Source organism: Nocardia higoensis NBRC 100133 (assembly GCF_000308595.1).
GTDB lineage: Bacteria > Actinomycetota > Actinomycetes > Mycobacteriales > Mycobacteriaceae > Nocardia > Nocardia higoensis.
This window is the reverse complement of sequence record NZ_BAGA01000019.1, coordinates 34,882-45,809: the sequence shown is the minus strand read 5'-3', so window position 1 is coordinate 45,809 and position 10,928 is coordinate 34,882. Positions and strand designations below refer to the sequence as shown.

Genomic DNA, 10,928 nt, shown 5'->3' with positions numbered 1-10,928 from the left:
CCGGTCGGCGCGGCCGGACCTCGCCCGTCGTCGAGGACATCACCGGCGGGCAGCAGGTGGCGCCCGGGTCGCGGCGGGGCAAGCGCGGCGACCGGGGCAAGGCCGTGCCGCCGGAGCGGCCGGAGGAGGTCACCGACGTCATCGCGGCGGTGGCAGACGGCGGAGCCGGCCGGGGCAGCCGGTGGCCGGGCGCCGGTGGCGGCAAGGCCGAGACGATCCGCGACGGTGGCGCCGCAGATCGAAGCGCCGGAGAAAAGGGCACCGGAGAGCAGAGCGTCACCGGAAAAGGCCCAGCGGACAAGGGCGCGGACCCGAAGAGCGGCCTGCGGGCCGAACCGAAAGCTGTTCCGAGCGCGCCCCTGTCGCGGGCGGCGGCGGGCAAGCAGCGCCGCAACCGCAGGGTCACGACGCTGGGCCGTTCGATGGCGGCGCTGTTCGCGGTGCTCGCCCTGCTGACCACCGGCGGCGGCTGGAGCTACCTGCAGTCCACCGGCAACAGCTTCACCCAGGTCTCGGCGCTGGACGACAATCCGGAGGACGTGGTCGACGGCGACGCCCAGCTCGGCGACGAGAACTATCTGATCGTCGGCACCGACACCCGCGCGGGCGTGAACGGCACCATGGGCGCGGGCACGCTCGAGGACGCCGAGGGCGCGCGCGCCGACACCGTGATGCTCGTGCACATCCCGAAGGATCGGCGCCGCGTGGTGGCGGTGTCGTTCCCGCGCGATCTCGACGTCACCCGGCCCCAGTGCAACCGCTGGGACAACGACAACGCCGACTACACCGACGAGACCTTCCCCCCGGCGATGGGCGACAAGCTCAACGCCGTCTATGCCCTGGGCGGACCGCGCTGCCTGGTGAACGTGGTGCGCAAGATGACCGGCCTGAACATCGGCCACTTCATCGGCATCGACTTCGCCGGCTTCGAGGCGATGGTGGACACGATCGGCGGCGTGGAGGTGTGCACCAACAAGCCGCTGGAAGACAGCATCCTGGGCACCGTGCTGGAGAAGGCGGGCAAGCAGGTGGTCAACGGCCACACCGCGCTGAACTTCGTGCGGGCCCGGCATGTCTACGGCGAGGAGCGCAGCGACTACGACCGCATCAACCGCCAGCAGCGGTTCATGGCCTCGCTGCTGCGCGGGGCGCTGTCGAGCAATGTGCTGCTCGATCCCGGCAAGCTCAACAGCTTCATCAGCGCCTTCACCAAGCACACCTTCGTCGACAACGTGAAGCCCGAGGATCTGTTGCGGCTCGGCCGTTCGCTGCAGAAGGTCGAGGCGGGCGCGGTCACCTTCCTGACCATCCCGACCGCGGGCACCACCTCCTACGGCAACGAGATCCCGCGCGAGACCGACATCAAAGCGATCTTCTCGGCGATCCGCGACGACCGCCCGTTGCCCGGCGAACAGACCACGGACGAGCCGGAGCCGCAGACCCCGCCCGCGCCCGCGGCCCCACCGGAGTACACGGCCGTCGATCCCGAGACGATCAGCCTGCTGGTCTCCAACGGCTCGGGCTACTCCGGCCTGGCGGCCGCGGCGGCGAACAGGTTCGGCAACGAAGGCTTCAGCATCTACAACGCCACCAACTTCGATGGCGGCACGTCCTCGGTCACCAAGGTTCGCTTCGCCAGCGGATACGAGGACGAGGCGGCCACGGTCGCGAGCGCGGTGCCCGGCGCGAGCCTGGAGATCGACGAGGATCTGGGCGGCATCGTCGAGATCGTGATCGGCATGGACTCGGCCAACGGATTGGTCGTGCAGAGCCCGACTCAGGTCGGCGCGGCCATCACGGGGCTGCCCGCCGTCGGCGTCTCCAAGCAGGCGCCGCTGGAACTGCCCGAAGACCTCGAGCACGTCAACGCGGCGGGCGAGCTGTGCGCCTGAGCCGAACCGGCGCGGCGTGCGCCGGATACACCGGCCGGGTCCGGGGCGGTCCGGCATCGTCCCAGCACCCACCCTTAACCCACCGTTGGTGACGTGGTTGCCGCACCGCACTAGGCTCTGCAACCATGCGTGTCATCTACAACGAGCAAATGGCCGATCTCGCCGCACTCCTCGGCGAGATGGCCGACCTGGCGGGCTCGGCCATGGACCGGGCGACCCAGTCGCTGCTCCACGCGGACCTCGCGCTGGCCGAACAGGTGATCGGGGAGAGCGACCGGATCGGTGAGCTGATCTCCGACGCCGAGGAACGCGCATTCGCCCTGCTCGCGCTGCAGGCGCCGGTCGCAGGCGACCTGCGCCAGGTGGTCAGCGCCATCCAGATCGTCAACGATGTCAACCGCATGGGTGTGCTCGCCGTACACGTCGCCAAGGTCACCCGCCGACGGCATCCCCAGCCCGCGCTGCCCGAGGAAGTCAACGGCTACTTCGCCGAGATGGGCCGGATCGCGGTCAGCATGGGCCACAGCGCCCGCGAGGTGCTGGAATCCCGTGATCCCGAGCGCGCCGCCCAGCTCAACCAGGACGACGAGGCGATGGACGACCTGCATCGCCATCTGTTCACCCTGCTGATGGACCGGGACTGGAAGCACGGCGTGGCGGCGGCGGTCGACATCACGCTGCTCGGCCGCTACTACGAGCGCTTCGCCGACCACGCCGTCGAGATCGGCAGGCGGGTGGTCTTCCTGGTCACCGGCGAGCTCCCGCCCGACGGCGACAACTGAGTGCCACGACACGACGGAAGGGCCCCGCGCGATTTCGCGCGGGGCCCTTCCGTATGCCGGTATCCGGGTGAGCTCAGGGGCCGGCCCACCCGAATGCCGGATCAGCCGAAGCGACCGGAGATGTAATCCTCGGTGGCCTTCTTCCCCGGGTTGGAGAAGATCTTCTCGGTGTCGTCGATCTCGACCAGCCGGCCCGGCTTGCCCTGGGCCTCCAAGTTGAAGAAGCCGGTCTGATCGCTCACGCGCGCCGCCTGCTGCATGTTGTGCGTGACGATCACGATGGTGAAGTCCTTCTTCAGCTCGGTGATCAGATCCTCGATCGCCAGCGTGGAGATCGGGTCGAGCGCCGAGCAGGGCTCGTCCATCAACAGCACGTCCGGCGAGACCGCGATGGCGCGGGCGATGCACAGACGCTGCTGCTGACCACCGGACAGCCCGCCGCCCGGCTTGTCGAGCCGGTCCTTGACCTCGTTCCACAGGTTCGCCCCGCGCAGCGAGCGCTCGGCGACCTCGTCGAGTTCCTTCTTGTCGCGCACGCCCTGCAGACGCAGGCCGGCCACCACGTTGTCGCGGATCGACATGGTCGGGAACGGATTCGGGCGCTGGAAGACCATCCCGATGGTGCGGCGCACGCCCACCGGGTCGACGTGGTCGCCGTAGATGTCCTCGCCGTCGAGCAGCACCGCGCCCTCGACGCGGGCGTTCGGGGTCACCTCGTGCATCCGGTTGAGCGAACGCAGCACGGTGGACTTGCCGCAGCCGGAGGGACCGATGAACGCGGTCACGCTACGCGGCAGCACGGTCAGCGACACATCGGCCACGGCGTGGAATTTGCCGTAGAAGATGTTCAGTTCTTTGACGTCGATCCGCTTGGCCATGTCAGTTTCCGTTCGCTTCTATCGGTTCCGCGTGAGCAGCTTGTTGACGACCGCGGCCGCCCCGTACAGCAGCGCGATGAGCAGGATCAGCGTGAGCGCCGCACCCCAGACCCGTTCGCGGCCCGCCGCTTCGGGATTGGCCAGCTCCTGGTAGATCAGCAGCGGCAGCGAGGCCATGTTGCCGTCGAAGAGGTTGGTGTTGATGGACTTGGCGTAGCCGACCAGGACCAGCACCGGCGCGGTCTCGCCCATCACGCGGGCCAGCGCCAGCAGCATGCCGCTGATCATGCCGGGCGCGGCGGTCGGGATGACGATGCGCACGATCGTCTTCCACTTCGGGATGCCGAGTGCGTAGGAGGCTTCGCGCAGCTCGTCGGGCACCAGCTTGAGCATCTCCTCGGTGCTGCGCACCACCACCGGCAGCATCAGCAGCACCAGGGCGAGCGAGACGGCGAAGGCACTCTGCGGTGCGCCGAAGGTGGCGATCCACAGCGCGAAGATGAACAGCGCCGCGACGATCGAGGGCACACCGGCGAGGATGTCGACCATGAAGGTGGTGACCTTCGCCAGCCTGCCCTTGCCGTACTCGACCAGGTACACCGCCGCCATGATGCCCAGCGGCACCGCGATGACCGCGGCGACCGCGGACTGGACGATGGTGCCGTAGATGGCGTGGTAGACGCCGCCGCCGGACTGATCGGGCAGGATGCCCTTCTGCGAGTTCGTCCACCAGGTCGACGACACGATCGCGCCGATGCCCTCGCTGAGCACCATCCACAGCACCCAGCCCAGCGGGACGAGCGCGATGGCGAAGCACAGCGTGAAGACGGCGGTGGCCAGGTTGTTCTTGATCCGCCGGGAGGCACTCACATGCCGGAAGGTGGGCGCCTTGACCGGCTGATCGAACTTCGTGAGCGTGGTCATCAGCCGTTCACCTTTCCGCCCGCGGCGAGCCGGGCCAGCGCGTTGACCACGAAGGTCAGCGCGAACAGGACGAAGCCGGCCGCGATGTAGGCGCCGGTCGGCAGCGGCGAACTGAACTCCGATGCCGCCGAAGCGATCTTGGAGGCGAAGGTGTAGCCGCCGTCGAACAGCGACCAGTTCCCCGCCTGTGCCGAAGTGCGCAGCACGATGAGCACCGCGATGGTCTCACCGAGCGCGCGGCCGAGACCGAGCATGGAACCGGCGATGACGCCGCTGCGGCCGTAGGGCAGCACGGTCATCCGCACGACTTCCCATTTGGTCGCGCCGAGGGCCTGTGCCGCCTCGATGTGCGAGACCGGCGTCAGGTTGAACACCTCACGCGAAACCGAGGTGATGATCGGCAGGATCATCACGGCGAGCACGATGCCCGCGGTGAAGATGGTGCCGCCGCCGGAGATCGAGACGTTGCCGTCGGCGAACAGGAACAACCAGCCGAGGTGGTCGTTCAGGAACCGCTGCACCGGCTCGATCTTCGGGGCCAGTACCAGAAAGCCCCACAGGCCGAAGACGATCGAGGGGACCGCCGCGAGCAGGTCGACCAGCATGGCGAACGGCCGGGCGAGCGCCTTCGGCGCGTAGTGGGTCAGGAACAGGGCGATGCCCACACCGATCGGCACCGCGATCACCAGCGCGAACACCGAGCTCAACACCGTGACCATGAGCAGGTCCTTGATACCGAAGCGCAGGTTGCCCGCGTCGGTGGTGTTGAACTCGGTGCTGGTGAAGAAGTTGACCGTGTCGGCCCTGAGGGATGGCACCGCGCGGATCAGCAGGAACAAGGCGATCAGCGCGATCGAGGCGACGATGGTCGCGCCCGCCGCGGTCGCCAGCGAACGGAAGACCGTCTCCGCCCGGCCGCTGTGCGGCGCCTTTCCGGCGCCTGCCGCCTTCTCGAATTTCGGTTCACTCGGCATCTGCGCAGTATCTCCAGCCGGGAGCGGACCCGTCGACTTCGACAGGTCCGGTCCGGCCACCTCAGGGTGCACTGTCATGGCTGAATCAGGAGATCGCTTCGATCGCGGTGGTCAGCCGGGTCTTGAACGCGTCGGGGATCGGGATGTACCCGTTGTCCTCGAGTCCGGCCTGACCGTTGGTCACCGCGGAGGTCAGGAACGCCTTGACGGCCTCGCCGGTGGCGGCATCGGTGTACTTCGAGCACACGATCTCGTAGGTGGCCATCATGACCGGGTAGGCGCCCGCCTGGGTGGGACGGTAGAACGAGCTGGTGTCGAGCACCAGGTCGTTGCCCTGGCCCTTGATCTTCACGCCGTCGATGGCCTTGCCCGCGGTCTCGACCGAGAGCGTGACCGGGTCCGGACCCGCGGAGGTGACGATCTGGGCGACCGAGAGGTTCTGCGCCTTGGCGAAGGACCACTCGTTGTAGGTGATCGAGTTCTTGGTGTTCTTCACCGCGGCCGAGGTGCCCTCGTTGCCCTTGGCGCCCTCACCGACGCCGCCGGCGAAGGACTTGCCCGCGCCCTTGCCCCAGGCGCCGCCGGAGGCGGCGTCCAGGTAGAGCTGGAAGTTGTCGGTGGTGCCCGACTCGTCCGAGCGGAAGATCACGGCGATCGGCTCGGCGGGCAGGGTGGCCTTCGGGTTCAGCGCCTTGATCTCCGGGGCGTCCCAGGTCTTGATGGAGCCGTTGAAGATCTTGGCCGCGGTCGGACCGTCGAGCACGAGGTCGGTCACGCCGGCGATGTTGTAGGTGATGGCGATGGGGCCGAAGACGGTCGGCAGGTTCCACGCCGGGGCGCCGCAGCGCTCGGCGGCCTTGGCCGGTTCACCCTTGGACTCGCTCAGCGGGGAGTCGGAGCCGCCGAAGTCGGTCTGGCCGCCGACGAACTCGTTGACGCCCGCGCCGGAGCCGCTAGAGGTGTAGTTCAGGGTGAAGCCGTCGCAATTGGCTTCGTACGCGGCGATGAAGCGCTCCATCGCGTTCTTCTGCGAGGACGCGCCGCTGGCCTTGAGCGACTCCTTGCCGCCGCACTCGACGCTGGAGTTGGCCTCGGTGCCCGTGCCCGCCGCGCTGTTGTCGTCACTGCCACAGGCGACGAGTGGCATGGCGACGGCCGCCAGAACGCCCACGAGGGCGCTGCTGCGCTTGAGATTCACTGTTCCTCCGGAATTCGCTTCCGACACGCCCGGTCCCTCACCGGCCCGGGCGGGTGGTCATGGTGGCCGTTCGGCCGAACTCGCTCACCGGGCAACACTCGTTGCCCGAGTAACAAAGTAAATTCGCCCGGTTGACAGCCGGACGAGCGAGGATGAACGCAGGGTGAACAGGACTACGCGATTGCGTGGTAATAGCGTGATGTTTGCCACCGGTTCGATCCCGGTTACCGCGCCGACATCGGACCGACACCGGGGGTCTACCCGGTGCAGGCGATCTCAAGCGCCGATCGGCTCGCCGTAGGCGACGTCGACGTGGAAGGGCGTGAACCCGAGCTTCGTGTAGGTGTTGACCGCCGCGGTGTTGTCGGCCTCGGTGTAGAGCAGCACCGTCTCCAGCCCGAGCGAGCGCAGATGCCGCAGGCCGACCAGGGTGAGCAGCCTGCCGAGGCCACGGCCCTGGGCGGCCGGATCGATGCCGACCACATAGACCTCGCCCAGCGGCGGCGTGGTCTCGGTGTGGACCTTGGTCCAGTGGAAGCCGAGGATTCGCACGGGGTCGGCCGCATCGGTCGCGATGAACAGCCCCGCCGGATCGAACCAGGGCTCCGCGCGCCTGGCCTCGATCTCGCGCTCGGTCCAACCGCCCTGTTCGGGATGCCAGTCGAATGCGGCGTTGTTGACGCGCAGCAGCTCGGCGTCGTCCTCCGGGCCGGTATACGTGCGCACGACGAGCCCCTCCGGCACCTCCACCGCGGGTAGCTCGGGCGTTGCCAGACTGCGGCGCATCTGCCAGAGCTCGCGTGCCACGCGCAAGCCCAGCCCCGCCGCGACACTCTTCGCCGCGGGCAGATCGCCGTGCGCCCAGATCCGGGCGCCGGGACCGCCCTCGGCCAGCGCGGCCCGCACCAGGGCGGCGCCGATACCGCCGCCGCGCAGCGCGGGATCGACCGCAGCCTCCACCATCGCGGGGTGATCACCGTGTGCGGGTACGAGACTGGCGTATCCGGCGAGGGCGCCGTCGCGCTCGGCGAGCAGATGCCTCGTCCGGCCGGGCGCGCTCAGCGAGAGCACCGCCTGTTCGGAGACCGCGGCGACACCGTCGGCGGCGCGGGCACGCTCCAGCAGTGCCCGGATCGCCTCGGCCGTCGGGGCGTCCACGGTCTCCTGCCACCGCAGAACAGGTTCGCCCATCGGTTACTGAGCCGATCCGCTGCTCGGCGCCAGCGCGTCGTCGCCGTTGCCGTCGGCCGGGCCGCCCGCCCCGTCTTCATCCGGGAAAGTCGGCGCCTCGCCCTTGACCGAGGACCGCGCGGGACGTACCGCCTTGTAACCGACATTGCGCACGGTGCCGATCAGCGATTCGTACTCGCTGCCGAGCTTGGCGCGCAGGCGTCGCACGTGCACATCCACGGTGCGGGTGCCGCCGAAGAAGTCGTAGCCCCAGACCTCCTGTAACAACTGGGCGCGGGTGAACACCCGGCCCGCGTGCTGGGCGAGGTACTTGAGGAGCTCGAATTCCTTGTAGGTCAGGTCGAGCGGGCGGCCGCGCAGCCGGGCGGTGTAGGTGCCCTCGTCGATGACCAGCTCGCCCAGTGTGATCTTGCCCGTGTTCTCCGGGCTGGCCACGCCGCCGTTGCGTCCGACCAGCAGGCGCAGCCGGGCGTCCAGCTCGGCGGGCCCGGTGCCGGGCAGCAGGATGTCGTCCAGACCCCAGTCCGCGTTGACCGCGACCAGGCCGCCTTCGGTGAGGACCGCCACGACCGGAACCGACGAGCCGGTGCTGCCGAGCAGCCTGCACAGTCCACGCGCGGCGGCCAGGTCGGTCCGGGCATCCACCAGCGCGACGTCCGCGGTCCCGGCCTCCAGCAGCGACGCGACCTCGGTCGGCGCGGGTCGCACATTGTGCGCCAGCAACACGAGCGAGGGCAGCACCGACTCGGGGTTGGGGTCGGAGGTCAGCAGGAGCAGCTCCACGAGCCCTCCTCCCATCTCATAGCACGGCCTGCGTGCGGCGAACGGCGCCGGCGGTTCGCAGCACGAGCAACACCGGAGCACCGTGGACGCCACATCGCTGTTACAGGTGATCGGATGCAAGATTAGCGCGTGCAACCCGATGACCTCGCGGTCCGGGTGAATGTACTCCGGCCGGGACCGTCGTGTCCGGCAACCGCGCGCCGCACTAGTGTTGACCACCATGCGCAAGGTGATCATCGGGCTGCTGTGCCTGGCGGGCCTGGCGGTGATCGTCGACTTCGGCGCCGCCGCCTACTCCGAGTACCGGGTCTCGCGCACCCTGCGCGAAGGAGCAGCCCTCGGCGCCGACCCGGAGGTGACCATCCACGGCTTCCCCTTCATCTCCCACGCGCTGGACGGCAGGTTCGAGAGCGTGGTCATCACCGCCGTCGCCGTCCGTCCCGACATTCCCGGCGAGATCTCCATCGACGCGACGCTGACCGGTGTCCGGCTGAACCTGGAGGATCTCGACGACGGCGGCAGCAGGCGAGTGCCCGTCGAGCGGGTCGAGTCGGCCATGCGGGTACGGCCCACCGAACTCGGCCGGCTGTTCAACATTCCGGACCTGCAAGTGCATTCGCGGCCGGCGGACAAATCCGACGGAACCGGCGGCTCGGGCGGATCGGGCATGACGACCGAGGGCGCACTGGTGCTCACCGGCACCGTCCCGCGCACCGGTGTGCCGACGAACATGGCGGCGGGACAGACCGGCGTCGCGGTGGCCGTCGACGCCGATCTCGTGCTCGACGGCGACCAGATCCGCATCACCGCCACCGGCCTGCACCAGGACGACGACAGCGATCTCGGATATCCGGCCGTGGCGCCGACGGTGGACGAGCCGGCGGTGCTCGCGATGTTCACCCGCACGATCGACACCAAAGACCTGCCGTTCGGCGTTACACCCACGAAGGCGTTCGCGCTCGGCGGCCAGATCGTGGTGGAGGGCCGCGGCGAGAACGTGACCATCGACCTGGATCAGTTGCAGAAACCATGACAGAAATCACAATTCTCATCGTCGTCCTGTTCGTCGCCGGAGGCTTCGGGTTGTTCCTGCAACGCCGCGACGGCCGGGCCAGGCCGACCGGCGAGGCAGCGCAGGACGCCCAGCGCGCCGAGTTGCTCGCGGCCGCCGGTGTCGGCACCGCGGGTCCCGCGGTGCTGCATTTCTCCGCCGAGTGGTGCGGTCCGTGCGCGGCGGTGCGGCGCGTGGTCTCCGGTGTCACAGCGGATTTGGCCGACCGCCCGCGGCCGCCGCGCGATATCGAGGTCGACATCGACGCCGAGCCCGCCCTGGCCCGCGAGCTCAATGTGCTCTCGCTGCCGACGACCTTCGTCTTCGACGCCGAGGGCCGCGAGCGCTTCCGTATCTCCGGCGTCCCGAAGACCGGCGATCTCCGCTCCGCGCTGGCCCCCTTGACAGCGGGCGACCAGGCCTGAGGACCCGGTGTCCGACCCCTCCGGTCCATTTCCCGCTCGAATTGGGTAAACTGCCTTTCGTGCAAGCCAACCACGAGCTGATGCTCACCCGACGTCGCACAGTTGATCTGTGTCGACTCGGTGGTTGTTGCTGCCTGTGCCGCTGACGGTCGGCCGTCTCCCCCAGCTCTGTCCGACGCCGACCGCTGCCCGCCGCGCGAGTGATCCCCCGAGTGATCCTCCGGCGACCTGGCCATCCGCCACCGAAGCAATCAGCGCAGGAGTACGCACAACAATGTCTTCCCACCTCGAATCGCCGCGCAGCGCGCAGGCCCCCCGTCCCGAATCGGCTCCCCGGCCCACCGTCGACCAGGTCGACGTGCGCGGACCGCGGTTCGTCGCCTGGATCACCACCGCCGTGCTGGTGCTGGTGCTGCTCGCGGCAGCCGTCTCCCCCGGTCTCGCCACCGTCCTGATCGCCGTGCAGGCGGTCGTGTTCGGCATCGGCGCGCTGGTCGGGCCGCGTAAGCATCCCTACGGCCTGATCTACGGCAAGCTGGTCGCGCCACGGCTGGGCCCGGTCACCGAGACCGAGCCGACGCCGCCGCTGCGCTTCGCCCAGCTGCTCGGCTTCGTCTTCGCGGCCGTCTCCCTGCTGGGCTTCGTGCTCGGCTCCACCGTGGTCGGCGCGGTATTCGCCGGCTTCGCCCTGTTCGCGGCGTTCCTCAACGCCGCGTTCGGTATCTGCCTGGGTTGCCGGATCTATCCGCTGGTCGCCCGTTTCCGTCCGGCCGGATCCCCGGCATCGAACTGACCCTGCACTGTTACTTCCGACCCTGCAGTTGTCATCG

11 protein-coding genes are annotated in these 10,928 nt (G+C 69.0%); 5 read left to right on the top strand and 6 right to left on the bottom strand.

The features are described from left to right. Both ON26_RS02810 and phoU read left to right on the top strand, forming a co-directional pair. Positions 1–1,892: LCP family glycopolymer transferase (locus ON26_RS02810; RefSeq protein ID WP_373280921.1), on the top strand; the 1,892-nt coding region annotated here is incomplete at its 5' end. A 125-nt stretch (positions 1,893–2,017) separates the two neighbouring features. Further along, entirely contained in the window at positions 2,018–2,674 is a 657-nt protein-coding gene (gene phoU, locus ON26_RS02805) for a phosphate signaling complex protein PhoU (RefSeq protein WP_040794367.1), read from the top strand. Between the two features lie 101 nt (positions 2,675–2,775). Here phoU and pstB read toward each other — a convergent pair whose 3' ends face one another. The 6 genes from pstB to ON26_RS02775 all read right to left on the bottom strand — a co-directional run bounded on the left by pstB (position 2,776) and on the right by ON26_RS02775 (position 8,622). Next, complete coding sequence (gene pstB / locus ON26_RS02800) at positions 2,776–3,552, bottom strand: phosphate ABC transporter ATP-binding protein PstB (RefSeq protein WP_040794366.1); 777 nt, start codon at positions 3,550–3,552, stop codon at positions 2,776–2,778. Positions 3,553–3,570: 18 nt separating this feature from the next. After that, positions 3,571–4,476 (bottom strand): phosphate ABC transporter permease PstA, encoded by a 906-nt coding sequence (gene pstA, locus ON26_RS02795; RefSeq protein WP_040794365.1) that lies wholly within the window; start codon positions 4,474–4,476, stop codon positions 3,571–3,573. Then, positions 4,476–5,450: a phosphate ABC transporter permease subunit PstC gene (gene pstC / locus ON26_RS02790; RefSeq protein ID WP_085998939.1), complete on the bottom strand. Its 975-nt coding sequence runs from the start codon at positions 5,448–5,450 to the stop codon at positions 4,476–4,478. The genes pstA and pstC overlap by 1 nt, the downstream gene beginning before the upstream one ends. Before the next feature lie 85 nt (positions 5,451–5,535). Then, positions 5,536–6,648 carry a phosphate ABC transporter substrate-binding protein PstS gene (pstS, locus tag ON26_RS02785; protein ID WP_040794363.1) on the bottom strand — a complete coding sequence of 371 codons (1,113 nt, stop codon included), beginning with the start codon at positions 6,646–6,648 and terminating at the stop codon, positions 5,536–5,538. Between the two features lie 276 nt (positions 6,649–6,924). Next, positions 6,925–7,839, bottom strand: a complete 915-nt coding sequence (gene mshD, locus ON26_RS02780) for a mycothiol synthase (RefSeq protein ID WP_040794362.1) — start codon at positions 7,837–7,839, stop codon at positions 6,925–6,927. A 3-nt stretch (positions 7,840–7,842) separates the two neighbouring features. Then, the gene (locus ON26_RS02775) at positions 7,843–8,622 is read right to left on the bottom strand and encodes a winged helix-turn-helix transcriptional regulator (RefSeq protein ID WP_040794361.1); all 780 of its coding nucleotides are present in this window, start codon (positions 8,620–8,622) and stop codon (positions 7,843–7,845) included. 220 nt (positions 8,623–8,842) lie between these two features. Here ON26_RS02775 and ON26_RS02770 point away from each other — a divergent pair, with 220 nt between their 5' ends. From ON26_RS02770 to ON26_RS02760, 3 genes are all read left to right on the top strand, one after another. Further along, positions 8,843–9,655, top strand: coding sequence for an LmeA family phospholipid-binding protein (locus ON26_RS02770; protein ID WP_040794373.1), 813 nt, complete (start codon positions 8,843–8,845; stop codon positions 9,653–9,655). Beyond that, positions 9,652–10,098, top strand: a complete 447-nt coding sequence (locus tag ON26_RS02765) for a thioredoxin family protein (protein WP_040794360.1) — start codon at positions 9,652–9,654, stop codon at positions 10,096–10,098. The genes ON26_RS02770 and ON26_RS02765 overlap by 4 nt, the downstream gene beginning before the upstream one ends. 274 nt (positions 10,099–10,372) lie before the next feature. Beyond that, a complete protein-coding gene (locus tag ON26_RS02760; RefSeq protein ID WP_040794359.1) occupies positions 10,373–10,891 on the top strand; it encodes a DUF4395 domain-containing protein in 519 nt (172 codons plus the stop codon). The last annotated feature ends 37 nt before the right edge of the window (positions 10,892–10,928 follow it).